The 23,772-nt window shown below is 73.9% G+C and carries 23 protein-coding genes; 18 read left to right on the top strand and 5 right to left on the bottom strand.

Features of this window, described 5'->3' with window-relative positions; translation table 11 throughout:
* Positions 1-48: 48 nt before the first annotated feature.
* The 3 genes from RM572_RS10490 to RM572_RS10480 form a co-directional block, all read right to left on the bottom strand.
* Entirely contained in the window at positions 49-801 is a 753-nt protein-coding gene (locus RM572_RS10490) for a gamma-glutamyl-gamma-aminobutyrate hydrolase family protein (RefSeq protein ID WP_311672991.1), read from the bottom strand.
* Between the two features lie 8 nt (positions 802-809).
* Entirely contained in the window at positions 810-2,279 is a 1,470-nt protein-coding gene (eat, locus tag RM572_RS10485; RefSeq protein WP_311672990.1) for an ethanolamine permease, read from the bottom strand.
* A gap of 136 nt (positions 2,280-2,415) precedes the next feature.
* Positions 2,416-3,159, bottom strand: a complete 744-nt coding sequence (locus tag RM572_RS10480) for a FadR/GntR family transcriptional regulator (RefSeq protein ID WP_311672989.1) — start codon at positions 3,157-3,159, stop codon at positions 2,416-2,418.
* A gap of 82 nt (positions 3,160-3,241) precedes the next feature.
* On the opposite strand from RM572_RS10480, the gene RM572_RS10475 reads away from it, so the two are divergent.
* From RM572_RS10475 to RM572_RS10460, 4 genes are read left to right on the top strand one after another with little or no spacing between them, the layout of a single operon-like run.
* Positions 3,242-4,609, top strand: a complete 1,368-nt coding sequence (locus RM572_RS10475; RefSeq protein ID WP_311672988.1) for a glutamine synthetase family protein — start codon at positions 3,242-3,244, stop codon at positions 4,607-4,609.
* A gap of 8 nt (positions 4,610-4,617) precedes the next feature.
* Positions 4,618-6,030 (top strand): aldehyde dehydrogenase family protein, encoded by a 1,413-nt coding sequence (locus tag RM572_RS10470; RefSeq protein WP_311672987.1) that lies wholly within the window; start codon positions 4,618-4,620, stop codon positions 6,028-6,030.
* On the top strand, positions 6,027-6,836 hold the full coding sequence (locus RM572_RS10465) for a 3-oxoacyl-ACP reductase (RefSeq protein ID WP_027762716.1): 810 nt from the start codon (positions 6,027-6,029) through the stop codon (positions 6,834-6,836). Before RM572_RS10470 ends, RM572_RS10465 begins: the two co-directional genes overlap by 4 nt.
* Before the next feature lie 58 nt (positions 6,837-6,894).
* On the top strand, positions 6,895-7,818 hold the full coding sequence (locus RM572_RS10460; RefSeq protein ID WP_311672986.1) for a DUF2510 domain-containing protein: 924 nt from the start codon (positions 6,895-6,897) through the stop codon (positions 7,816-7,818).
* Positions 7,819-7,850: 32 nt separating this feature from the next.
* On the opposite strand, the gene RM572_RS10455 is transcribed toward RM572_RS10460, so the two are convergent.
* Positions 7,851-9,065 carry an amino acid deaminase/aldolase gene (locus RM572_RS10455; RefSeq protein ID WP_311672985.1) on the bottom strand — a complete coding sequence of 405 codons (1,215 nt, stop codon included), beginning with the start codon at positions 9,063-9,065 and terminating at the stop codon, positions 7,851-7,853.
* 194 nt (positions 9,066-9,259) lie between these two features.
* On the opposite strand from RM572_RS10455, the gene RM572_RS10450 reads away from it, so the two are divergent.
* The 4 genes from RM572_RS10450 (at position 9,260) to RM572_RS10435 (ending at position 13,435) form a co-directional block, all read left to right on the top strand.
* A complete protein-coding gene (locus RM572_RS10450) occupies positions 9,260-10,528 on the top strand; it encodes a hypothetical protein (RefSeq protein ID WP_311672984.1) in 1,269 nt (422 codons plus the stop codon).
* Positions 10,529-11,779: a type VII secretion-associated serine protease mycosin gene (gene mycP, locus RM572_RS10445; protein WP_311672983.1), complete on the top strand. Its 1,251-nt coding sequence runs from the start codon at positions 10,529-10,531 to the stop codon at positions 11,777-11,779.
* A 24-nt stretch (positions 11,780-11,803) separates the two neighbouring features.
* Entirely contained in the window at positions 11,804-12,544 is a 741-nt protein-coding gene (locus RM572_RS10440) for an SseB family protein (RefSeq protein WP_311672982.1), read from the top strand.
* Positions 12,545-12,682: 138 nt separating this feature from the next.
* Positions 12,683-13,435, top strand: a complete 753-nt coding sequence (locus RM572_RS10435; protein WP_311672981.1) for an MIP family channel protein — start codon at positions 12,683-12,685, stop codon at positions 13,433-13,435.
* Positions 13,436-13,493: 58 nt separating this feature from the next.
* On the opposite strand, the gene RM572_RS10430 is transcribed toward RM572_RS10435, so the two are convergent.
* Positions 13,494-13,889: a DUF1844 domain-containing protein gene (locus RM572_RS10430; protein ID WP_394813573.1), complete on the bottom strand. Its 396-nt coding sequence runs from the start codon at positions 13,887-13,889 to the stop codon at positions 13,494-13,496.
* Positions 13,890-14,204: 315 nt separating this feature from the next.
* On the opposite strand from RM572_RS10430, the gene infC reads away from it, so the two are divergent.
* The 10 genes from infC (at position 14,205) to RM572_RS10380 (ending at position 23,663) form a co-directional block, all read left to right on the top strand.
* On the top strand, positions 14,205-14,837 hold the full coding sequence (gene infC, locus RM572_RS10425; RefSeq protein WP_027762710.1) for a translation initiation factor IF-3: 633 nt from the start codon (positions 14,205-14,207) through the stop codon (positions 14,835-14,837).
* A 105-nt stretch (positions 14,838-14,942) separates the two neighbouring features.
* Positions 14,943-15,137, top strand: coding sequence for a 50S ribosomal protein L35 (gene rpmI / locus RM572_RS10420; protein WP_027762709.1), 195 nt, complete (start codon positions 14,943-14,945; stop codon positions 15,135-15,137).
* Positions 15,138-15,214: 77 nt separating this feature from the next.
* The gene (rplT, locus tag RM572_RS10415) at positions 15,215-15,598 is read left to right on the top strand and encodes a 50S ribosomal protein L20 (RefSeq protein ID WP_311672980.1); all 384 of its coding nucleotides are present in this window, start codon (positions 15,215-15,217) and stop codon (positions 15,596-15,598) included.
* A gap of 125 nt (positions 15,599-15,723) precedes the next feature.
* A complete protein-coding gene (locus RM572_RS10410; RefSeq protein ID WP_311672979.1) occupies positions 15,724-16,566 on the top strand; it encodes a TrmH family RNA methyltransferase in 843 nt (280 codons plus the stop codon).
* A 51-nt stretch (positions 16,567-16,617) separates the two neighbouring features.
* The gene (locus RM572_RS10405; RefSeq protein ID WP_311672977.1) at positions 16,618-17,727 is read left to right on the top strand and encodes a sensor histidine kinase; all 1,110 of its coding nucleotides are present in this window, start codon (positions 16,618-16,620) and stop codon (positions 17,725-17,727) included.
* 147 nt (positions 17,728-17,874) lie between these two features.
* A complete protein-coding gene (gene pheS, locus RM572_RS10400) occupies positions 17,875-19,005 on the top strand; it encodes a phenylalanine--tRNA ligase subunit alpha (RefSeq protein WP_027762706.1) in 1,131 nt (376 codons plus the stop codon).
* A complete protein-coding gene (gene pheT / locus RM572_RS10395) occupies positions 19,005-21,515 on the top strand; it encodes a phenylalanine--tRNA ligase subunit beta (protein WP_311672976.1) in 2,511 nt (836 codons plus the stop codon). The genes pheS and pheT overlap by 1 nt, the downstream gene beginning before the upstream one ends.
* A gap of 321 nt (positions 21,516-21,836) precedes the next feature.
* Entirely contained in the window at positions 21,837-22,061 is a 225-nt protein-coding gene (locus RM572_RS10390) for a hypothetical protein (protein ID WP_037789200.1), read from the top strand.
* Between the two features lie 408 nt (positions 22,062-22,469).
* The gene (locus RM572_RS10385) at positions 22,470-22,676 is read left to right on the top strand and encodes a type A2 lantipeptide (RefSeq protein WP_311672975.1); all 207 of its coding nucleotides are present in this window, start codon (positions 22,470-22,472) and stop codon (positions 22,674-22,676) included.
* Positions 22,677-22,856: 180 nt separating this feature from the next.
* Complete coding sequence (locus RM572_RS10380; RefSeq protein WP_311672974.1) at positions 22,857-23,663, top strand: HlyD family efflux transporter periplasmic adaptor subunit; 807 nt, start codon at positions 22,857-22,859, stop codon at positions 23,661-23,663.
* Positions 23,664-23,772: the final 109 nt, after the last annotated feature.

The raw sequence follows: 23,772 nt of genomic DNA, 5'->3' as shown, positions 1-23,772 counted from the left end.
GCCGGCGCCGCACACACCGCGCCCCGGCGGGGCCCGGCAGTGCGGCCGTCAGCGCTGCGTCTGCCACTCGTGCCGGGCCCGCCCCGCGAGCCCGGACTGCCGTTCCTGCCGGCGGGCGGCCTCCTTCACCAGGGCCCGCATCACCCGCAGGTCGGTCCCCGCCGCCTCCGGGTGCCACTGCACGCCCAGGGTCCAGGCGCTGGCGCCGGGCATCTCCACCGCCTCCACGGTGCCGTCCTCGGCGTGCGCGCACGCCACCAGGCCGGAACCGAGCCGCCGTACCGCCTGGTGGTGGTAGGTGGGCACGACGACCGGGCCCTCCAGCGCGCGGGCGAGCCGGGTGCCGGCAACGGGCGTGACGGCGTGCGTGCCGAACACCCCCGGCTCCCCGGCGTGGCCGTCCAGGTGCTGGACGAGAGTGCCCCCGCGGGCGACGTTGAGCAGCTGCATGCCCCGGCAGATGCCGAGCAGCGGTACCCCGCACTCCAGCGCGGCGTCGATCAGCGCCAGCTCCCACGCGTCGCGCTCCCAGGCCGGGGGACCGGTCCGCGGGTCCGGCTCCGCGCCGTACCGGAGGGGCTCGACGTCGGGGCCGCCCGCGACGACCAGGCCGTCCAGACGGGCCACGGCGGCGTCGGCCGCGTGCGGGCCGGAGTCCGGGGGGAGCAGCGCGGCGAGTCCGCCGGCGGCCTGCACCAGCTGGTGGTACCCGGCCGGCAGCAGGGCGGCGGGCAGCCGCCACACACCCCACCGTGCTTCCGGTTCCAGGTAGGTGCTCACACCGATCAGCGGAGGTGCCATGTGTACGACTATCCCTTTTCCAGCTCGGCCTCTGCTTCGGCCAGGGCGGCGAACTCCTCCTCGGGTGCGCCGGCCACCAGCCGGTGCCGACTGTAGAAGGCGAAGTAGCCCACCGCCACGACGTACAGGATCAGCGCGATCCCCGCGGCCGTCGGGTCGACGAGGAACGTCGCCACCACCGCGGAGCACGCCAGCACGAAGGCGACCGAGGAGGTCCACACGCCGCCCGGCGTGCGGTACGGCCGGTGCAGGCCCGGCTCCCGGCGGCGCAGCACGATGTGCGAGAGCGACATCAGCACGTAGGAGACCGCCGCGCCGAAGACGGCGATGTTCAGCATGCGGGCCCCGTCGCCGGTGGCCGCCGCCAGCCCGAAGCCGATGGCCGCGGGCACGATGAGCCCCAGGTAGGGGGCCTTGCGGCGGCTGGTCAGCGACAGGAAGCGGGGCAGGTAGCCCGCCCGGGACAGGGCGAACAGCTGCCGCGAGCCGGCGTAGATCAGTGAGAAGAACGACGCGACCAGGCCCGCCAGGCCCGCGTAGTTGACGACCCGGCTCAGCGTCGTGGGGTCGCCGCCGGTCGCCGTCTCCAGCGCCGCGACCAGCGGGTTGTCGGCGTCCTTGAGGGCGTCCGATCCCGCTGCCCCGGCGGCGGGCAGCAGCGTGAGCAGCGCCAGCAGCACCAGGATGCCGATGGCCGCCGCCATCGCCCGTGGCAGCGTCCGCTCCGGGTCCTTTGCCTCCTCCGCCGCCAGCGGCACACCCTCCACGCCCAGGAAGAACCACATGCCGAACGGGAACGCCGCCCAGATGCCGAGCAGCCCGTACGGCAGCCACGACCCGGAGCCGAAGGCGGAGGAGTCCACGGCTATGTCGTTCAGCGACCCGCCGTCGAAGTGGGTGAGCGCCCCGATGCAGAACACCAGCAGCGCGGCCACCGCGATGCCCGTGACCACGAAGCTGAACCGCAGCGCCTCGCCCACGCCCCACAGGTGCACGCCCGTGAACAGCACGAAGCACGCCAGGTACACCGGCCAGCCCGACTCCAGGCCGAACAGCCCCAGCGACTCGACGTAGCCGCCGATGAAGACCGAGATGGCGGCCGGCGCCAGGACGTACTCGATGAGGATGGCCGTGCCGGTCAGGAACCCGCCCCAGGTGCCCAGGGCCCGACGGGCGAAGCCGTAACCGCCCCCGGCGGTGGGCAGGATCGAGGACAGCTCGGCCAGCGAGAACACCATGCAGGCGTACATCACGCCCATCAGCACGGTGGCGACGGCGAGTCCGCCGAAGCCGCCCTCGGCCAGCCCGAAGTTCCAGCCGGCGTAGTCCCCGGAGACCACGTAGGCCACGCCCAGCCCGGTGAGCAGCAGCCATCCGGCGCTGCCCCGGCGCAGGGTGCGGCGTTGCAGATACGCCTCCTCGGAGGCCGGCGCGGGGGAGCCGGTGTCCCGGCCGCGCAGTCCGGTGTCCTCGGCCATGAGCATCTCCCGCGTACGTACGACGTCATTGGTGTGACCCCATACCATTGCGCCGTCCCGGTCCCCGCGCAAGACCCGTGACGCAACCTGCCACGGACCGGCCCGCCGAACGGCTCGCGGCCGCCGCCGCGGGCTGCTACAGCAGGAAGCCGCGCAGCAGCGCGGCGGTGCCGGCGCAGTGCTCGCGGGCGACGGCGCGGGCGGCCTCCGGGTCGCCCGCGGCGACGGCCTCGACCAGCGCGGTGTGCTGCTGCTGGGCGTGTTCCAGGTTGCGCACCAGCAGCGGGATGCGGCCCAGCAGGTCGTTGAGCGTGGCGCGGGCCGCCGCGTACTGCGCGGTCAGGGTGGCCGAGCCGGCGAGTTCGACCAGGGTGAGGTGCAGCAGGGTGTCCTGCCGCCGGTAGTCGCCGAGTGCGGCGTCCCGGGTGGCGTCCAGTGCCGCTCGGAGCCGTCGTTCGTCCTCGCCGGTCAGCCCCCGTGCGGCGACCAGCTCGGCGGCGCCCGCCTCCAGTACCTCCCGGAACCGCAGCGCGTCCTCCAGGCCTGCCGCGTCCAGCGCGGCCGGCGGTCCGCCGCCCTCCGGCGGATCGCAGACGAACGTGCCGCCGTACCGTCCGCGGCGGCTCTCCACCAGGCCCTCGTCGGTGAGCACGCGCAGCGCCTCGCGGAGCGTCACCCGGCTCACCCCCAGCCGTTCGGCGAGTTCGCGTTCGGCCGGGAGCCGCCCGCCGGCGGGAATCAGACCGAGCCGCAGGACCTGGAGTATCTGCTCCAGCGCCTCCTCGAAGCCGTTGCCCGCCCGCACCGGGCGCAGAACCGGCGCCAGCGGATCTCCCGTGCGCGCGGTTCCGGCGCCCGGCCCGCTCACCGAATCGTTCATCGTCCCCACTTCCCCAGCAATGGTCTCGTGTCCTACCTTAAGAAGCCCGGACGACCCAGGCGAGACGGCAGGAGGCCCTACCGTGGCAGACCCCACGCCCCCGCTCTCCGTGGACGAGCTGCGATGGCTCGTCCAGGAGGGCCGGATCGACACCGTGGTCCTCGCCTTCACCGACATGCAGGGCAGACTCCAGGGGAAGCGCTTCGCCGCGGGCTTCTTCCTCGACGAGGTGCTCGACCACGGCACCGAGGGCTGCAACTACCTACTGGCCGTGGACGCCGAGATGAACACCGTCGACGGCTTCGAGATGTCCTCCTGGGAGCGCGGCTACGGCGACTTCGCCATGCACGGCGACCACGGCACCCTGCGCCGCGTCCCCTGGAACCCCGGCACCGCCATGATCACCGCCGACCTGGCCTGGCACGACGGCGCCCCCGTGACCGCCTCGCCGCGGCAGATCCTGCGCCGTCAGCTCGACCGGCTCGCCGCACGCGGCTGGACCGCGCACGTCGGCACCGAACTGGAGTTCATGGTCTTCCAGGACACCTACGAGGACGCCTGGAACAGCGCGTACCGCGGCCTGACCCCCGCCAACCAGTACAACGTGGACTACTCCGTGCTCGGCACCGGACGCGTGGAGCCGCTGCTGCGCCGCATCCGCAACGAGATGGGCGCAGCCGGCATGACCGTCGAGTCCGCCAAGGGCGAGTGCAACCTCGGCCAGCACGAGATCGCCTTCCGCTACACCGACGCCCTCACCACCTGCGACCAGCACGTCGTGTACAAGACCGGAGCCAAGGAGATCGCCGCCCAGGAGGGCCGGGCGCTCACCTTCATGGCCAAGTACGACGAGCGCGAGGGCAACTCCTGCCACATCCACCTGTCCCTGCGGGACGCCGACGGCGCTCCCGTACTCGCCGACGACGACCGGCCCGACGGCATGTCCGAGGTGATGCGGCGCTTCCTCGCCGGCCAGCTCGCGGCACTGCGCGAGTTCACCTTCCTCTACGCCCCCAACATCAACTCCTACAAGCGCTTCCAGCCCGGCTCCTTCGCCCCCACCGCCGTCGCCTGGGGCCCCGACAACCGCACCTGCGCCTACCGGGTCGTCGGCCACGGCGGCTCGCACCGCATGGAGAACCGGGTGCCCGGCGGCGACGTCAACCCCTACCTGGCCGTCGCCGGGATGATCGCCGCCGGACTGCACGGGGTGGACGAGGCCCTCGAACTCCCCGCCGCATGCACCGGGAACGCCTACACCGGCGACGCCGACCACGTGCCCGCGACCCTCCGCGAGGCCGCCGGACTGTGGGAGGGCAGCGCCCTCGCCCGTGACGCCTTCGGCGACGACGTCGTCCGGCACTACGCCAACGCGGCCCGCGTCGAACTCCAGGCGTACGACGCCGCCGTGACCGACTGGGAACGCTTCCGCTCCTTCGAACGCATGTGAGGCACCGCTTGCAGCCGAACGACCAGGACGACCGCCGGGCCGGCCGGCCCGCGGCCGCCGAACACCACGTCCTCGACCCGGCGACCGGGGAACGCGTCGCGACGGTCCCCGCGACCACGGAGACAGGGATCGACCAGGCGGTGCGGCGCGCGAGGGCCGCCCAGTGCCGGTGGGCGGCCCTCGCCCCCGCCGACCGCGCCCGCCTGCTGCGCCGCTTCGCCGCCGTGGTCGACCAGCACCTCGAGGAGCTGGCGCTGCTGGAGGTGCGCGAGGCCGGGCACCCGGTGGGCAACGCCCGCTGGGAGGCGGGCAACGTACGCGACCTCCTCGACTACGCGGCGGGCGGCGTGGAGCGCCTGACCGGCAGCCAGATCCCGGTCGACGGCGGCGTGAACGTCACCTTCGCCGAACCCCTCGGCGTCGTCGCCGTCATCGCTCCGTGGAACTTCCCCATGCCCGTAGCGGCCTGGGGCACCGCCCCCGCCCTGGCCGCCGGGAACGCCGTCCTCCTCAAACCGGCCGAGGCGACGCCGCTCACCGCTCTCCGCCTGGCCGAACTCGCCCTGGAGGCCGGGCTGCCCGAGCACCTGTTCCAGGTCGTCCCCGGCGCGGGCGAGGTCGCCGGAGCGGCGCTGGTGCGCCACCGGGACGTCGCCAAGGTCGTCTTCACCGGTTCCACCGAGGTCGGCAGGAGCGTGATGGCCGCGTGCGCGGCGCAGGTCAAACCGGTGACCCTGGAGCTCGGGGGCAAGAGCCCCAACATCGTCTTCGCCGACGCCGACGTCGAACGCGCCGCCTCCGCCGCCCCCGGCTCGTTCCTGGACAACACCGGCCAGGACTGCTGCGCCCGCAGCCGCATCCTCGTCCAGCGCAGCGTCCACGACCGCTTCCTCGAGCTCCTCGAGCCCGCGGTGAAGGGCTTCACCGTCGGCGATCCGGCCGACCCCGCCACACAGATGGGCCCGCTGATCTCCGCGGCGCAACGCGACCGCGTCGCCTCCTACGTGCCGCGTGACGCGCCCGCCCTCATCCGCGGCGAGGCCCCCGAAGGCCCCGGATTCTGGTACCCGGCGACCGTGCTGGAGGCCGGCGAGACCGACCGGACCGCGACCGAGGAGATCTTCGGACCGGTCGCCGTGGTGCTGCCCTTCGACGACGAGGCGGACGCGATCCGGCTCGCCAACGCCACGCCGTACGGCCTGTCCGGCTCGGTGTGGACCCGCGACCTCGGGCGCGCGCTGCGCGTCTCGCGCGGCGTCGCCGCCGGGAACCTCTCGGTCAACTCGCACAGCAGCGTGCGCTACTCCACCCCCTTCGGCGGCTACCGGCTCTCCGGGCTCGGCCGCGAACTCGGCCCCGGCGCGCTGGAGGCCTTCACCGAGACCAAGAACGTCTTCCTGAACACCGAGGAGCTCACGTGACCGAAGCCACCACCCCCGCCGGCACCGCGCAGGCGCCCGTCTGCCGCAGGCTGGTCGGCCGCACCGCCGTCGTCACCGGAGCGGGCAGCGGCATCGGACTCGCCGCGGTGCGCCGACTGGCATCCGAGGGCGCGCACGTGGTGTGCGCCGACCTGGACTCCGCACGCGGCAAGGCCGCCGCCGAGGAGACCGGCGGGCTCTTCGTCGAGACCGACGTCACCGACGAGGCCGCGGTCGAGGCGCTGTTCGCCGCCGCCCACGAGCGGTACGGCTCGGTCGACGTGGCCTTCAACAACGCGGGCATCTCGCCGCCGGACGACGACTCCATCCTCACCACCGGCCTCGACGCCTGGCAGCGGGTGCAGCAGACCAACCTCACCTCCGTCTACCTGTGCTGCCGCGCGGCGCTGCCCTACATGCGCCGGCAGGGACGCGGGTCGATCATCAACACCGCGTCGTTCGTCGCCGTGATGGGCGCCGCCACCTCGCAGATCAGCTACACCGCGTCCAAGGGCGGCGTGCTGGCCATGTCCCGGGAACTGGGCGTGCAGTTCGCCCGGGAGGGCATCCGGGTCAACGCGCTCTGCCCCGGGCCGGTCAACACCCCGCTGCTGCGCGAGCTGTTCGCGAAGGACCCGGAGCGGGCGCAGCGCCGGCTGGTGCACGTGCCCGTCGGACGGTTCGCCGAGGCCGAGGAGATCGCCGCCGCGGTGGCCTTCCTCGCCAGCGACGACTCCTCGTTCGTCAACGCCACCGACTTCCTCGTCGACGGGGGGATCTCCGGAGCGTATGTGACACCGTTGTGACGGCACCGGTACCGCACGGCGGTTCGGTTCGCACAGGTGTTGCCCTAGTGTGCTGAGGGTGAGCACGACGACTCCGCCCGGCTGGTACCCAGACCCCGGGCACACAGGTTTCGGCCCCGCCCCGGAGCGCTGGTGGGACGGCGCGGCGTGGACGGAACACCGCCGCGCCGCCTCCGCCGGCCCCGTGCCGCCCGGATACCCGCCGCAGGGCGGCTCCGCGCAACAGCACGGCGCGGCCGGGGGGTTCCCGCCGCCGTACCCCCAGGGCAAGCCGAAGGGGCCCCTGGTGGCGGGCATCGTCGCGGCCGTCGCCGTGGTCCTCGCGATCGTCGTGGGCGCCGTGCTCGTCGGCGGGGAGAAGGGCGGGCGTGCCGACGGCCCCGCGCCGTCCGCGTCCAGCGGACCCCCGGGGACGGAGGAGAGCACCGGACCGGACGACGACGGGTCCCCGCCCGCGCCGGGTGAGGAGCGCCTGCCGCTCGCGAGCGGCGTCAAGCTGCCGCTGCCGTCCGGCTGGACCCGGGTCGACGGCACCTACGGCGCCGCCGTCAACACCACCCCCTACAGCTGCCCGCTGAAGCGGGAGCGCTGCGTACGGGCCGGCGCGGCCGTGTACGTCACCCCGGAGGACGGCGACCCGGAGACCGTCGCCAAGGCCGACATCGAGGCCAACGCCGACTCCTCCTACGGCGCTGACTACTACGGCGGCATCACCTCGCACGAGGAGGTCGCCTCCCAGGCGGTCGAAGTCGCCGGCCAGAACGGCCACCTCGTCCGCTGGAAGATCGACAACGAAGAGGACCCGGACGCCTACGTGGAGTCGGTGGCCTTCCCGCACCCGGACGGCAGCGGACAGATGCTCGTCCTGCGGGCCGGCCTGGACATCCACGACGAGGCCCCCTCGACGGACGTCCTCGACGAACTGCTCGAGGGCGTGGAGAAGGGCTCGGTCGTCGACGACGACAGCAACGAGTCGATCTGACACGACGTCGGGGACGGAACAGCCGCGGCCGCTCAGAGGAAGGTCCGGCCCTCGCCCCGGTAGGTGGGGACGGACGCGGTCACCCGGTCGCCCTCGATCAGGTGCAGGCAGTCGAAGCGTTCGCACAGCTCGCCCGCCTTCGCGTGGCGGAACCACACCCTGTCCCCGATCCGCAGGTCGTCCGCCGCCGTTCCCAGCAGCGGGGTCTGCACCTCTCCCGCGCCCTCCATCGGGTCGTAGCGCAGCCCGCCGGGCAGGTACGGCTGCGGCAGCCGGTCCGTTCCCGCCGCGCCGGAGGCCGGGTAGCCGCCCCCGAGGACGGTCACCACGCCGGTACCGGGCCGCCGCACCACCGGCAGCGCGAACAGCGCCGCCGGGCGGCCGGTGAAGGAGGTGTAGGAGTCGAAGAGGCGCGGGGTGAAGAGTCCGGAGCCCGCGGCGACCTCCGTCACGGCCGGCTCCGCCGCGGTGTGCTGCACGCTGCCGGTGCCGCCGCCGTTGACGAACTCCAGGCCGGGGGCCACCTCCCGCACCGCCCGGACCGCCTCCGCGCGGCGCCGGGCCAGCTCCCGCCGGGCGGTCGCCTGCATCAGCCGTATGCCCCTGCTGCGCAGCGGGCGCCCGGGCACGGCGTCCCCCACGCCCGCCACATGGCCCTCGTACCCCATCAGCCCCACCAGGGCGAACCCCGGGCGGCGCAGCACCGTACGGGCCGCCTCCGTCAGCCCGGTGGGGGAGTGCAGCGGGGAACGGCGCGCCCCGACGCGCAGCCTCCCGCCCAACAGCCGCAGCGACGTGTCGAGTTCCAGACAGACCCGCACCCGTTCACGTCCGCCGGAACGGGCCGCGTCGATGAGGTCCAGCTGCGCCGGGTCGTCCACCATCACCGTCACCGCGGCGGCCAGAGCCGGGTCGGAGGCCAGTGCGGCGAAGCCGCCGCGGTCCGCGGACGGGTACGCCAGCAGCACGTCGTCGACCCCGGAGCGGGCCAGCCACAGCGCCTCCGCCAGCGTGAACGCCATCACCCCGGAGAAGCCGTCACGGGCCAGGACCCGCTCCAGCAGGGCCCGGCAGCGCACCGACTTGCTCGCCACCCGCAACGGCAGGCCGCCGGCCCGGCGCTCCAGATCGGCGGCATTGGCGTCGAAGGCGTCCAGGTCCACGACGGCCAGCGGCGCCTCGAGGCCCGCCGTGGCCCGGTCGTAGCGGGCACGGACGTCGGCGAGCGGAACGGACGTATCGAACACGCGGGCAGCTTGCCAGAGTCCGTGCCCGCAGCACACCCCGCACCTCGGGTTGCCGGGGGTACCGGGAGGCACCGTAGAGTGACGGCGCACGCCGCGTCGCAGCAGCGCCGGAGTGCCGTTCGGCAGAACACCACGTCACACGTCATCCGGTCGCGCGCAGGCGTGCGCGCCGCCATGGCCGGGGGAGGGCGCGCATGAGCACGGAGGCCGGTCGCCCCCGCAACCCGCACGTGCCGCTGCCGCCCGCCGCGCCTCCCCGGCCCACCGTCCCCCCGCGCCCCCGCACCGCACCCCCCACGACCGGGGAACCGGCGCGGGAAGGGCGGCGGAACGACGCGGCGGGGAAGGGCGGGCCGCCGTCGCCCGGCGCCGCGCCGATCCCCGAGGACGAGCCCACCACCCGCGTCGCTCCCCGCACCGCGCCACGTGACACGAGCCGTCCCGGTGCCGCCGCGAGGACGGCCACGACCCGCACGAGCGCCGCGGGGACGGCGTCCCCGGGCACCACCGCCGCGCCGGTTCCGCCGCCACGCCCCCCGCGCCGGCCGGACGTCCCGGCGACGCCGCCCCCACCGTCCGCCGGAGCCCCGCCGCCCCGGCCCCCCCACCCGCCGCGCCCCGCGCCGGCGGCGCCGCGGTTCGACGACGACATCGCCGGTCCGCCCACCTTCCGGCTGCGACCCATCCGCGACGAGGAGCCACGGCGCCTGCCGATGCGCACCGTCGCGGCGGCCGCCTGCCTGGTGCTGGGCGTCGGCCTGCTGGGCGGCACCACCGCCGGCACCCTCCTCGCCGACGACGCCGAGGCCGGACCGTCCGCGGCGCAGGCCGCCTTCGACGAGGCCCGCGGCCTGTGGCACAACGTCCCCGTCGACGGGCTCTTCCCCCGCACGGTCGAAGCCGAGGGCGCCGGCCCCGGTGGCGCCGACCGCCGGTGGACCCGGCTCGCGGTGGCCCCCGACGGCCCCTGCCGGCAGGCCTTCGACCCCCTGCTCGCCAAGGCGGTCTCACCCGTGGGCTGCCGACGGCTCGTCCGCGCCACCTACGCGGACGAGACCAGCACCAGCGTCGTCACCGTCGGCCTGGTCTTCACCGAGGCCGACCGGACAGGGATGCGCGCCCTCCGGGCCCGCTTCGAGGAGGAGGGGCTCGCGGAGCGCACCGACCTGATGCCCCGCACGTTCCCGCCCCGCGGCACGGTCGCCGCCGACTTCGGCGACGCACAGCGCGCCAGCTGGACCGTCCGCGTGCTCACCGGGGCGCCGGTGATCGTCTTCGCCGTGTCCGGGTTCGCCGACGGCCGTCCCGTGGCCGAGCCGCGTCCCGCCGCCGACGCCGTCGACCCGGAGGCGACCTCCGCGCCGGCCCAGGCGGGTCTCGGCCACGACGCCCGGGGCCTGGCCGACCGCATCGAGCAGGCGCTGCGCGCCCGGCTGCCCGAGCCCGCGAAGGAAGAGAACTGAATGGACCGCCTCGCCGGGCCCCCGACAGCCGACACCCCCTCCCACACCCTCTCCGGCAACCGCGGGTACCCGGCCGCCGCCCGCGGCGTGGTCCGCCGCACCGCGGCGCTGCTGGCGGCCGCCGCCCTGGTCACCGTGCCGCTCACCGCCGGCACGGCGCACGCGGCCGGGGAGGGGCTCCAGGAACGGCAGTGGGGCCTGGCCACCGTCAATGTCCGCGAGGCCTGGGAGACCACCCGGGGCGAGGGCGTCACCGTGGCCGTCCTCGACACGGGCGTCGATGCCACCCACCCCGATCTCACCGGCTCGGTGCTGGAGGGGAAGGACCTCGTCGGCTTCGGCGCACAGCGCGGCGACCCCGCCTGGGCGCGCCACGGCACCGCGATGGCCGGCGTCATCGCCGGCCACGGCCACGACACGGGCGACGCGCACGGAGTGCTGGGCGTCGCGCCCGGCGCGAAGATCCTGCCGGTGCGGGTACTGCTCGAAGAGGACGACGACGCCCGCGACGAGGCCCGCCGCACCCGCGGCGACGCCCTGGCCGAGGGCATCCGCTGGGCCGCGGACAACGGCGCGGACGTCATCAACCTCTCGCTCGGCGACGACAGCGACTCCGCGCACCCCGACCCGCAGCAGGACGCCGCCGTCCGCCACGCGCTGCGCAAGGGCGTCGTGGTCGTCGCCTCCGCCGGCAACGACGGCAAGGACGGCGACCACGTCTCCTACCCGGCCGCCTACCCCGGCGTGATCGCCGTCACCGCCGTCGACGAGAACGGCCGCCGTGCCGACTTCTCCACCCGCCGCTGGTACGCCACCGTGGCCGCACCCGGCGACGACGTGATCATCACCGAACCCGACCGCCTCTACTACGAGGGCTGGGGGACCAGCGTCGCTGCGGCCTTCGTCTCCGGCGCCGCCGCCCTCGTCACCGCCGCCCATCCCGATCTCACGCCCGCCCAGGTCAGGCAACTCCTCGCGGACACCGCGCAGAACACGCCGCCGGGCGGCCGCAGCGACGCGCTCGGCACCGGCGTCGTCGACGCCGCCGCGGCCATCGAGATGGGCGCCACCGTCCGGCCGCAGTCCCTCGAGAAGGGCGTGCAGCCCTACCCCGAGCGCTACTTCGGCGCCGGGCCGGACGACACCTCGGGCGGCTTCGACTGGCTCGCGCTGACCGGCGCCGCCTGCGGCGCGCTCCTCATCGCGGGAGCCGTCGCCCTCCAGCGGGGTGCCCGGAGCCGGACCCACTGACCCCGTCCGGTTAGCCTCGTGTCCGTGGCGCTCAAGAACATTCCCGACCCCGGCTTCTCCGGTGACGACGGCCGGGCCGACCCGGTCCTCGCCGACGCCCTCGCCGCCTGGCGGCAGGACCCCGCGCGGGAGGACGCGCTGCTGGACGCACTGCGAGGCGCGCGGCTGCTGGTGCCCGTCGTCGCCGTTCTGGGCGAGGCGGAGACCGGCACGGACGGACTGCGCCGCGACAAGTCCAGCGACATGGCCGTCCCCACCCTGAACGCCCCGGGCGGCCGGCGTGCCCTGCCCGCCTTCACCTCCACCGAGACCCTGGCGCGCTGGCAGCCCGACGCCCGTCCGGTCGCCGTCCCGCTGCGCCAGGCGCTGCTCGCGGCCGCCCACGAGGGCGCGGACACCGTGGTACTGGACCTCGCCGGCCCGGTCCCGTACGAACTGACGGGTGCCGCGCTGCGCGGACTCGCGGCGGGCGGCGCCGACCGCCCCCGGCCCCTCGACGACGCGGACGTCGCCGACGCCCTGCGCCGGGTGCTCGCCGCCGAGCAGGCGGTTCACGGCGCGCACCTCCTGCCGCCCCGCGGCGACACCGACGGCACGCTCGCCGTGGCTCTCGCCCCGGACGCCGACCCCGCTGCCGCGGCACGCCGGGTGGCCGCCGCCCTGGCCGCCGACGAGACGCTGCGCGCCGCACTGGTACGCGGGCTGGACCTGGCCGTCCTCCCGGCCGGCAGCAGCCTCCCCGAGGACGCCCTCTACCGCAGCTGACGGCGGATACCGGAACGGCGGCGGACGGCAGCCGACGGACGCGCCACCCGCTTGGCGCTCTGCACATGCGTGCCGCGCCGGGCGGACCGACACTCGGGGACACATCGCGATCTTCGATCGTCCCCGACGGGAGGCGTCATGCGGGCGGAGACCCTGACCGTGACGGACACGCGGCCGCTGGTCGCCGAATGCCTGGGAACCGGCCTGCTGGTCTTCTTCGGCGTCGGCGCCGCCGTCGTGGCCGGCGAGTACATCGGCACCCTCGGCATCGCCCTCACCTTCGGTCTGACCATGCTGGCGCTCGCCTACGCCCTGGGCTCCCTCTCGGGTGCCAACCTCAACCCTGCCGTCACCCTGGGCATGCTGGTGGCCCGCCGCATCGACGTGACCACCGCGGTGCGGTACTGGGTCGCGCAGCTCGTCGGCGCGATCCTGGGCGCCCTGCTGCTGTTCCTGGTCGCCCACCAGATCCCCGACCTGGAGATCGGCGAACGCTTCGGCACCAACGGCTTCGGCGACCGCTCGGCCGTCCAGCTCAACACCTTCGGCGCCCTCGTCACGGAGATCGTGCTGACGTTCCTGCTGGTCTACGTGTGGCTGTCGGTCACCCACCGGCTCGCGGTGACCGGCGTCGACGGCGTACCGATCGGACTGGCGCTCGCCGCGGTGCACCTGGTCGGCATCCCGCTGACCGGCGCCTCGGTCAACCCGGCGCGCAGCCTGGCGCCCGCGCTGTTCGCGGGCGGCGCCGCGCTGACTCAGGTGTGGTTGTTCCTGGTGGCCCCGCTGGCCGGCGGGGCGCTGGCGGCGGTCGTCCACCGCCTGACGCATCCGCAGGACGAAGTGGGCCACCAGGAGGGTCTGCTGCCGGGCGACGACGTGCGCGCCTGAGAAGCACCGCGGAGTCCTCGCCGCCGCGGTCCCCGCGTGGTGGGGCCGCGGCCCGCCTTCAGCCGATCACGGGCCCGGTGAACTTCTCGCCCGGCCCCTGCCCCGGCTCGTCCGGCACCACGGACGCCTCGCGGAACGCCAGCTGGAGCGACTTCAGCCCGTCCCGCAGCGGCGCGGCGTGGTAGGAACCGATCTCGGTCGCGCTCGCCGTGACGAGGCCGGCCAGCGCGTGGATCAGCTTGCGCGCCTCGTCCAGGTCCTTGTGCGCGGCGCCCTCCTCGGCCAGCCCGCACTTGACCGCCGCCGAGCTCATCAGGTGCACGGCCACGGTCGTGATCACCTCCACGGCGGGCACGTCCGCGATGTCGCGGGTCATGGTGTCGAAGCCGACGGGCTGCTCGCCCTGCGGGGCCTCCGGCTGGTTCTGGTGCTGGTCGTCAGCGGCGTCGCTCATGGTGCCCAGGGTAGGCGTGCGACCTCGCCCGCCGAACCCTGGTATGCTCGAGAACCGACCGGCCGGACGTCCGGACCCTCGCAGCGGGAGACCGCCACCGAGGACCGACCCCGGCCCGCAAGTGGAGGCTCCGCTCTCCCACCCTGTGGTCCCCCGGGACCTCGGGTCAACGGTCAGGCTGCGCCCCGCGGTGAACCGCGGCGGTGCTCCCCATCCGTGGAGCCCCGCCTGTGTCCCGTCCGGGGCGTTTCGCACGTCAGGGCGCGGGGGTCGAGAACTCAACTTCACTCTTGCGCGGCCGTTCGCCAGATGGCCGTGTGGTGCACCCGAGGAGGCCCCATCAGCGCCGAGCCCCGCATCAACGACCGGATTCGTGTCCCCGAGGTGCGACTCGTCGGTCCCAGCGGCGAGCAGGTCGGCATCGTGCCGCTTGCCAAGGCCCTGGAGCTCGCCACGGAGTACGACCTCGACCTCGTCGAGGTGGCGGCCAACGCCCGCCCGCCCGTGTGCAAGCTCATGGACTACGGAAAGTTCAAGTACGAGTCGGCCATGAAGGCCCGTGAAGCGCGCAAGAACCAGGCGCACACGGTCATCAAGGAGATGAAGCTCCGGCCGAAGATCGATCCGCACGACTACGACACCAAGAAGGGTCACGTCGTCCGGTTCCTCAAGCAGGGGGACAAGGTCAAGATCACGATCATGTTCCGCGGTCGCGAGCAGAGCCGCCCCGAACTGGGCTACCGGCTCCTGCAGCGCCTCGCGGACGACGTCCAGGAGCTGGGCTTCGTGGAGTCCAACCCCAAGCAGGACGGCCGTAACATGATCATGGTTCTCGGTCCGCACAAGAAGAAGACCGAGGCGATGGCCGAAGCCCGCGAGGCGCAGGCCGCACGCAAGGCCGGCCGCCAGCAGGACAGCAGCCCTGCCGAGGAGCCCGCCGAGGCGTGAGCCCTCCCGGGCGCACGCCCAGGACCAAGCAACCGAACCGACCGGCGCTTCCGGCTGCCCCGACACGGGCACCCCAGGCGCCACCGACGAGGAGAAGACGGCGACATGCCGAAGAACAAGACGCACAGTGGTGCCCGCAAGCGCTTCAAGGTCACGGGCTCCGGCAAGGTGTTGCGCCAGCGGGCCGGCCGCCGCCACTACCTCGAGCACAAGCCGTCCACGCTGACGCGCCGCCTCGCGGGCACCCAGGAGATGGCTCCGGCCGACGCCAAGAAGATCAAGAAGCTTCTCGGCAAGTAATCCCCGCTCGACCGGGACACTTTTCCATCCGGGCCGTGTGAACACCGCCACGGCCCCGCCTCCAAGGAGACACACCAGTGGCACGCGTCAAGCGGGCAGTCAACGCCCAGAAGAAGCGCCGGGCGATCCTCGAGCAGGCCAGCGGCTACCGCGGCCAGCGCTCCCGCCTGTACCGCAAGGCGAAGGAGCAGGTCACCCACTCGTTCGTCTACAACTACAACGACCGCAAGAAGCGCAAGGGCGACTTCCGTCAGCTGTGGATCCAGCGGATCAACGCCGCGGCCCGCGCCAACGGCATGACCTACAACCGCTTCATCCAGGGGCTGAAGGCCGCCAACGTCGAGGTGGACCGCAAGATCCTCGCCGACCTCGCGGTCAACGACACCGCGGCGTTCGCCGCGCTGGTCGAGGTCTCCCAGAAGGCCCTCCCCAGCGACGTCAACGCCCCGAAGGCCGCCTGAACCACGGCCTGAGCGTCGCCGCCGACGCCACCGGACCCGCAGGCCCCCGGCCTGCGGGTCCGCTGCTGTCCGGCCCCGCCCTCGCACCGAGAAGCCCGCGCGAAACCCCGGAGACGAAGACACCCGTGATCCCCCCGTCCGCGACCCGGATCGCCGCCGCCCGCCGGCTCGCCCGCCGCAGTCTGCGCGGCAGGGACCGCCGGTTCCTCGCCGAGGGCCCGCAGGCCGTGCGGGAGGCGGCCGCCCACCGGGTGGACGGCGAACCCGTACTCACCGAGCTCTTCGTCACCGAGGACGCCGCCGGCCGGCACGGCGACATCGTGGACGCGGCCCGCACGGCCGGCGCGCGCCTCCACCTGACCCCCGAGGACACCCTGGCCTCCCTGGCCCGGACCGTGACCCCGCAGGGCCTGGTGGGCGTGTGCCGCTTCCTGGACCGGCCGTTCGCCGACGTGCTGGCCGCCCGCCCCCGGCTGGTCGCCCTCCTCGCCCACGTGCGCGACCCCGGCAACGCCGGGACCGTGCTGCGCTGCGCCGACGCGGCCGGCGCCGACGCGGTCGTCCTCACCGACGCCTCCGTCGACGTCTACAACCCCAAGGCCGTACGCGCCTCCGTCGGCTCCCTCTTCCACCTGCCCGTCGCCGTCGGTGTCCCCGCGCCCGAGGCGGTCGCCGGTCTGCGCGCCGCCGGGGTGCGGGTGCTCGCCGCCGACGGAGCCGGTGACCGCGACCTGGACGCAGAACTCGACGACGGCACCCTGAGCAGCCCCACCGCCTGGATGTTCGGCAACGAGGCGTGGGGCCTGCCCGAGGAGACCCGGGCGCTGGCGGACGACGTGGTGGGCGTCCCGATCCACGGCCGGGCCGAGAGCCTCAATCTGGCCACCGCCGCCGCCGTGTGCCTCTACGCCTCCGCCCGTGCGCAGCGTGCACCCGGAGGGTGCCGCTCCGTGACCTCCAACGGTTAAGGTGGGCCGACGGGGACCGGAGCCGGGGGAGCCGGACGGAAGGGTGCGGGGATGGCAGCCGAGGGGAGCGAGGAGTCTCGCCCGCACGCCCGCCCGCGGCCCGGCGGCCCCGGCGTGCACCCGGACGAGCTGCCCGACGGCCTGGTGATCGCCGACGCCACCGGCCACGTCGTCTGCTTCAACACCGCCGCCGCCCGGATCTGCCACACCGACCCCGCCGACGTGCTCGGCAAGCCGCTGGAGAGCGCCCTCCCGCTGGAGGACCTCAAAGGCCGCCGGTGGTGGCCGCTGACAGACCCGTACGGGGGCCTCGCCACCCGCACCGGCCAGCCCGAACGCCATCTCTTACTGCACGGCCGCGAGGTGCTGGTCTCCGTCCGGTACGTCCGCGTGCGTCGCACCGGCCCGGTGGACCGGCTGGTGGTCTCGCTGCGCGGCACCGAGGCCCGCCGCCGCACCGAGCGCAGCCACGCCGAGCTCATCGCCACGGTCGCCCACGAACTGCGCTCGCCGCTGACCTCCGTCAAGGGCTTCACCGCCACCCTGCTCGCCAAGTGGGAACGCTTCACCGACGACCAGAAGCGGCTGATGCTGGAGACGGTGGACGCCGACGCCAACCGGGTCACCCGGCTCATCACCGAGCTGCTGGACATCTCCCGCATCGACTCCGGCCGCCTCGAGGTACGCCGGCAGCCCGTCGACATGGCCGCCGCGGTGCGCCGCCACATCGAGGCCCACACGGCGGCCGGACAGCCCCCCGGCCGTTTCTTGACCCGCATCGTCGAGCCGCTGCCCGAGCTGTGGGCGGACCCGGACAAGATCGACCAGGTACTGGGCAACCTGCTGGAAAACGCCGTGCGTCACGGCGAGGGAACCGTCACGATAGAAGTGGCGCCCTCGCCGTCCCCGCACCCGCGGGAGTGCACCGGCACCACGGTCACCGTCAGTGACGAGGGCCCCGGCATTCCGGAGGAGTCCATGAGCCGCGTCTTCACCCGCTTCTGGCGGGGCAGCAAGCGAGGCGGCACCGGGCTGGGCCTGTACATCGTCAAGGGCATCGTCGAGGCCCACAGCGGCGGCATCACCGTCTCCCGTGCCGAGGGCGGCGGCGCGCAGTTCCGATTTACCCTGCCCGTGGGCGCCCCGGCCTTCATGGCCTGACCGGCCCCACGGGCTCTCCGCACAGCCCCCGCGCACCTGCCGATGCCCAGCCCGCGCCCGCCGACCGGCGAAGACCGACAGGCCAGGGCCGTAGACTCGGTCAGCGGCACGCATGCGCAGCCACGCCAATCGGAAGCACGGGAAGAGATGTCGGCACCCAACAAGTCGTACGACCCTGTCGAGGTCGAGGCACTGAAACCGGAAGAGATCGACCGGGCACGGAACGAGGCGCTCGAAGCCGTCGCCGCGGCCACGGACCTGGACGCGCTGCGCGAGGTGAAGGCCGCCCACGCGGGCGACCGCTCGCCGCTCGCCCTGGCTAACCGTGAGATCGGCGCCCTGCCGCCGCACGCCAAGGCCGAGGCGGGCAAGCGCGTCGGCCAGGCCCGTGGCGCGGTCGGCCAGGCGCTGAAGAAGCGCCAGGAGGAGCTGGAGGCCGAGCGCGACGAGCGCGTCCTCGCCGAGGAGGCGGTGGACGTGACGCTGCCGCACGACCGGCACCCGGCCGGTGCCCGGCACCCGCTCACCACGCTGTCCGAGCGCATCGAGGACGTCTTCGTCGCCATGGGCTACGAGGTGGCCGAGGGGCCCGAGGTCGAGGCAGAGTGGCTCAACTTCGACGCGCTCAACATCCCGCCGGACCACCCGGCCCGCACCATGCAGGACACCTTCTTCGTACAGGGCCCCAAGGGCGAGGCGAGCGGCGACGAGTCCGGGGTCGTGCTGCGCACGCACACCTCCCCGGTGCAGATCCGCTCGCTGCTCGACCGCGAGCTGCCGGTGTACGTGATCTGCCCCGGCAGGGTGTTCCGCACCGACGAGCTGGACGCCACGCACACCCCGGTGTTCACCCAGGTCGAGCTGCTCGCCGTCGACGAGGGCCTGACCATGGCCGACCTCAAGGGCACGCTGGACCACATGGTGCAGTCGCTGTTCGGCGAGGACATGAAGACGCGGCTGCGGCCCAACTACTTCCCCTTCACCGAGCCGTCCGCCGAGATGGACATGGTCTGCTACGTGTGCCATGGGGAGTCCGTCGGCAACGTGGACCGTCCGTGCCGGACCTGCTCCTCCGAGGGCTGGATCGAACTGGGCGGCTGCGGCATGGTCAACCCCCGCGTCCTGACCGCCTGCGGCGTCGACGCGGAGCGCTACAGCGGCTTCGCCTTCGGGTTCGGCATCGAGCGGATGCTGATGTTCCGCCACAACGTCGAGGACATGCGAGACATGGTCGAGGGTGACGTGCGCTTCACCCGGCCGTTCGGGATGGAGATCTGATGCGGGCGCCGCTTTCCTGGCTGCGGGAGTACGTCGACCTGCCGGCCGGTGAGACCGGCCGCGACGTCGCGGCGAAGCTGATCGAGGCCGGGCTGGAGGTCGAGACCGTCGACCTGCTCGGCGCCGGGCTCAAGGGCCCGCTCGTCGTCGGGCAGGTGCTGGCGATCGAGGAGCTGACCGAGTTCAAGAAGCCCATCCGCTGGTGCCAGGTGGACGTGGGCGACGCCAACCGCACGGGGGAGCCGCAGAACCTCATCTGCGGCGCGACCAACTTCGCCGTCGGCGACAAGGTGGTCGTGGTGCTGCCCGGCGCCGAACTCCCCGGCGGCTTCGCCATCTCCGCCCGCAAGACCTACGGCAAGGTCTCGGAAGGCATGATCTGCTCGGCCCGCGAGCTGGGCATGGGCGACGACCACGACGGCATCATCGTCCTCCCGCCCGAGTACGAGGCGGGCACCGACGCCGTCGAGCTGCTGGAACTGGTCGACGAGGTGCTGGACATCGCGGTCACCCCCGACCGCGGCTACTGCCTCTCGCTGCGCGGTCTCGCCCGGGAGACCGCCACCGCCTACGGCCTGCCGTTGCGCGATCCGGCGCTGCTCGACGTGCCCGCCGCCAACGACCACGGCCCGAAGGTCGAGGTCGCCGACCCGCACGGCTGCGACCGGTTCACCGCCCGCGCGGTCACCGGGCTGCGCACGGACGCCCGTTCGCCGATCTGGCTGCAGCGCCGCCTCCAGAAGGCGGGGATGCGCCCCATCTCGCTGGCCGTGGACGTCACCAACTACGTGATGCTCGAACTCGGTCAGCCGCTGCACGCCTATGACCGCGCCCGCGTCGACGGGCCGATCGGGGTGCGCCGCGCGGAGCCGGGCGAGAAGCTGACCACCCTCGACGACGTGGAGCGCACGCTGCACCCCGAGGACCTGGTCATCACCGACTCGCGCGGCCCCATCGGGCTGGCCGGCGTGATGGGCGGGGCGGACACCGAGATCGCCGACGCGGCCGGCGGCGAGCAGGGCAGCACCGAAGTGGTCATCGAGGCCGCCCACTTCGACCCGGTCTCGATCGCCCGCACCGCGCGGCGGCACCGCCTCTCCTCCGAGGCCTCCCGCCGCTTCGAACGCGGCGTCGACCCGGAGGCCGCCGCTGCCGCCGCGCAGCGCACCGTCGACCTGCTGGTGCTGCTCGCCGGCGGCTCCGCCGAGGCCGGCGTCACCCGGTTCGTCGCCCCCGGCGGTCCGCGCACCGTCCGGATCGCCGCCGACCACCCGGACCGCGTGGCCGGCGTCGCCTACGGGCGGGAGACCGTCGTACGGCGGCTCCAGCAGGTCGGCTGCGACGTGTCCGGGCAGGACGAGCTGACCGTGACCGTGCCGTCCTGGCGGCCCGACCTCACCGACCCCAACGACCTCGCGGAGGAGGTCATCCGGCTGGAGGGCTACGCCAACCTGCCCTCCACCCTGCCCCGCCCCCCGGCCGGCCGCGGGCTGACCGAACGCCAGCGGCTGCACCGGCGGGTCGGGCGTGCCCTCGCGGGCGCCGGGTACACCGAGGCGCTGAACTACCCCTTCATCGGCTCCTCGGCGCTGGACGGACTCCAGCTCGACCCGGAGGACTCGTGCCGCCGCACGGTGAAGCTGGTCAACCCGCTCTCCGACGAGGAGCCGGCGCTGCGCACCGCGCTGCTGCCGGGGCTGCTGACCGCGCTGCGCCGCAACCACGGGCGCGGCAGCCAGGGCGCTCAGGGCGGACTCGCCCTCTTCGAGACCGGTCTGGTGTTCCACCCGACGGGCGAGGAGCGCGACGCTCCGCGCCCCAGCGTGGACGACCGCCCGTCCGATGAGGAGATCGCGTCGCTGGACGCGGCGCTGCCCCGGCAGCCGCGGCACGTCGCCGCGGTGCTGTCCGGCCCGCGCGAGCAGGCCGGCTGGTGGGGCGGGGGCCGGCCGTCCGGCTGGGCCGACGCCGTGGAGGCGGCCCGTACGGTCGCCCGCGAGGCCGGGGCCGACCTGGTGGTGGAGCAGGGGCGGTACGGCCCCTGGCACCCGGGGCGCTGCGCCCGGCTTTCGGTGGGGGAGCGGACCGTCGGCTACGCCGGCGAGCTGCACCCGCGGGTCGTGAAGGCCTTCGGCCTTCCGGAGCGGACCAGCGCGATGGAAGTCGATCTGGACGCGCTGGAGGAGGACGCCGGCGGCCCGGTGCGGGCGCCGAGCGTGTCGGCCTACCCGGTGGCCGCCCAGGACGTCGCCCTGGTGGTCGGCGCGGACGTCGCCGCCGCGGAGGTGGAGGCGGCGCTGCGCGAGGGCGCGGGACCGTTGCTGGAGTCGCTGCGGCTGTTCGACGTGTTCACCGGCGAGCAGCTCGGTGAGGGCCGCAAGTCCCTCGCGTACGCGCTGCGGTTCCGTGCCGAGGACCGCACGCTGAAGGCCGACGAGGCGTCCGCGGCCCGGGACGGCGCCGTCGCCGCCGCGATGGAGCGCACCGGGGCGACCCTGCGCGGGGCGTAAGAGGAATCGGCGACACTCCGCCACATCCCTGAAAACCGGGGGTGGTTCCGGACAACCGGAACCACCCCCGGTTGGCGTTTCGTGAACTCCGTGCACCGGATGGGATTCCTCCAGGCGGATGACGTGAAGATCTGACGACCTGTCCCGTCATGGGTGGTCAGTGCTCGGCCGACCGTGATCTGATCCAACCTCCGGCGGGCCACCGGCCGGACAGACACCCCCCCAACGAGGATCTGTGCGGTCGCCCTGCGGGCGTCGGCATCCGCCAGGTGCCGGCATGTTGTTTCCCCTCACGAGAACGATGTATGGAAGGCGCTTCCCATGCTGAACGACAAGATCGAGACCGCTGAGATCGCCGACGCCGAGCTCGACCAGGTTTCCGGTGGTGTCGGCGTCGCCGCCGAGGGCGTTGTCGGCGTTGCGGGCACCGAGCTGGGCGGCGGCGTCTCCGCCGGCGTCGACGGCCTCGGCCTGGACGCCCTCCCGGTTCCCGGCCTGGACGGCGTGACCGGCACCGTCTCCGGCCTCACCGGCGGCCTGGTCTGACGATGCCCGTCCGCGGCCGGCCCGTCGGCGGCGACGCCTGACGAGAGGCCGCGAGCATCGCGCACGAAGGGGGCGCCCCAGGTACCTGGGGCGCCCCCTTCCGCGTGTGAGGGCACGCCCCGCCGTCCGCCGGGCGCGCGGGACAAGTATTCGGAGCCGCGAGCCGTGCGGATGGAACGAGGTCGTGAGGGCTCGTCGCCGGGTCCATGCCGGGTGTGAAGATGTGACGACCTGGGGGTCACCGAGTGGCATGACGTTCCGCTCACGTGTTCTGATCGTCCGGCGGGCGACGGGGGAGAGCAATTTCCCTCACGGGAAACCTTCTTCGCGCCTGCCCCTCATTCGGACCGGTATCTCGATCCGGGTGATTTCCCCCTATGAACGAAGCAATGAAGGGAACCACTTCCCATGCGTAACGACCACATCGAGACCGCCGAGATCGCCGACGCCGAGCTGGACAACATCTCCGGCGGTCTGCTCGACGGCGCCGTGGGCCAGGTCGGCACCACCGTCGAGAACGTGCTGGGTGCGGACCTCGGCGGCGTGGCCACCGACCTGGGCGGCCTGAACCTGGGCGGCCTGAACGTCGGCCCGGAGACCGGCCTGAACCTCTGACGGTCCCCCGGCGCACGGCCGTACGGGCCGTGCACCTCTCTCGCGGCGAACGGTGAGTTCCGCTCACCGGAAGCGAGAAGCGCAGGCCCCGGAACTCGAGTTCCGGGGCCTGTGTGTTAAGTTCGTCCACCGATTCCGCCAGGTCACCGGTGAAGGCAAGCGCAGCGAAGGAAAAGTGACGTGCAATTCCGGCAGAAGGCGCTTTCCAAGCTGCAGTCGCCCGAAGAACTCGACGTGCCGGTGCGTTTCGCCCGGCCGCAGGGCCGCATCGTCCTTCTCGTCACGGTCGTGGTGATGGTCGCGGCAGCGGTCTGGTCGGTCACCGGCACCGTCTCCTCCAAGCTCGACGCACCCGGGGTCCTCACCCACGGCCAGGGCACCTACCTGCTGCAGAGCCCCGTCGCGGGCCAGGTCACCGAGGTGCTGGCGAAGGAGGGCGAACTCCTCGGCGCCGACGAGCCGTTGGTCCGGGTCCGCACGGAGGCCGGCGTCACCGCCATCCGCACCGTCGCCCCGGGACGCGTCACCACCGTCGCCGCCGGGATCGGCTCCGTCGTCACCGCCGGAGCGGACGTCGCTCTCCTCGAACGCGTCCGCGGCCCCGATGACCCCCTCGTCGCCACCCTCTACGTACCCGGCGCCGAGTCGGAGGGCGTGTCCGAGGGCGACCCCGTCGACCTCACCGTCCAGTCGGTGTCCACCCAGCAGTACGGAGTGCTGCGCGGCACCGTCGAGTCCGTCGGCCGCAGTCCCCGCGGAGCGGAGCAGATCGCCTCCTTCGTCGGCGACGCCCGCCTCGCCGAGCAGTTCACCCGCGACGGCCCGCCGGTCGCGGTGCGCGTCCGCCTGGAGAAGTCTCCCGGCACGGAGTCCGGTCTGCGCTGGTCCGTCGACGGCGGCCCTCCCTTCGGGCTCGAATCCTCCACGACGGTCAGCGGCGCCGTCCGCCTCGACTCCCAGCACCCTGCCGAATGGCTTCTCCCGTGACCTCCTCCGAAGCCCCCGGCGGCATACGGCCGGACGCCGAGCCCGGCCGCCGCCGCAGCCGCTCCGCACCTGCGGGCGCCCGACGCCGCTCGGCCCCGGCCCCCGGCGG

Source organism: Streptomyces hazeniae, assembly GCF_031845485.1.
Lineage (GTDB): Bacteria > Actinomycetota > Actinomycetes > Streptomycetales > Streptomycetaceae > Streptomyces > Streptomyces hazeniae.
This window is presented reverse-complemented; position numbering and strand designations above follow the sequence as displayed.

Bases quoted from the DNA above. Each gene is read 5' to 3' on its own strand.
- RM572_RS10480 (WP_311672989.1), bottom strand. From the start codon at position 3,159: ATGAACGATTCGGTGAGCGGGCCGGGCGCCGGAACCGCGCGCACGGGA.
- RM572_RS10405 (WP_311672977.1), top strand. From the start codon at position 16,618: ATGGCAGCCGAGGGGAGCGAGGAGTCTCGCCCGCACGCCCGCCCGCGG.
- RM572_RS10490 (WP_311672991.1), bottom strand. From the start codon at position 801: ATGGCACCTCCGCTGATCGGTGTGAGCACCTACCTGGAACCGGAAGCA.
- pheT (WP_311672976.1), top strand. From the start codon at position 19,005: ATGCGGGCGCCGCTTTCCTGGCTGCGGGAGTACGTCGACCTGCCGGCC.
- eat (WP_311672990.1), bottom strand. From the start codon at position 2,279: ATGGCCGAGGACACCGGACTGCGCGGCCGGGACACCGGCTCCCCCGCG.
- RM572_RS10450 (WP_311672984.1), top strand. From the start codon at position 9,260: ATGAGCACGGAGGCCGGTCGCCCCCGCAACCCGCACGTGCCGCTGCCG.
- rpmI (WP_027762709.1), top strand. From the start codon at position 14,943: ATGCCGAAGAACAAGACGCACAGTGGTGCCCGCAAGCGCTTCAAGGTC.
- mycP (WP_311672983.1), top strand. From the start codon at position 10,529: ATGGACCGCCTCGCCGGGCCCCCGACAGCCGACACCCCCTCCCACACC.
- pheS (WP_027762706.1), top strand. From the start codon at position 17,875: ATGTCGGCACCCAACAAGTCGTACGACCCTGTCGAGGTCGAGGCACTG.
- RM572_RS10430 (WP_394813573.1), bottom strand. From the start codon at position 13,889: ATGAGCGACGCCGCTGACGACCAGCACCAGAACCAGCCGGAGGCCCCG.
- RM572_RS10435 (WP_311672981.1), top strand. From the start codon at position 12,683: ATGCGGGCGGAGACCCTGACCGTGACGGACACGCGGCCGCTGGTCGCC.
- RM572_RS10390 (WP_037789200.1), top strand. From the start codon at position 21,837: ATGCTGAACGACAAGATCGAGACCGCTGAGATCGCCGACGCCGAGCTC.
- RM572_RS10385 (WP_311672975.1), top strand. From the start codon at position 22,470: ATGCGTAACGACCACATCGAGACCGCCGAGATCGCCGACGCCGAGCTG.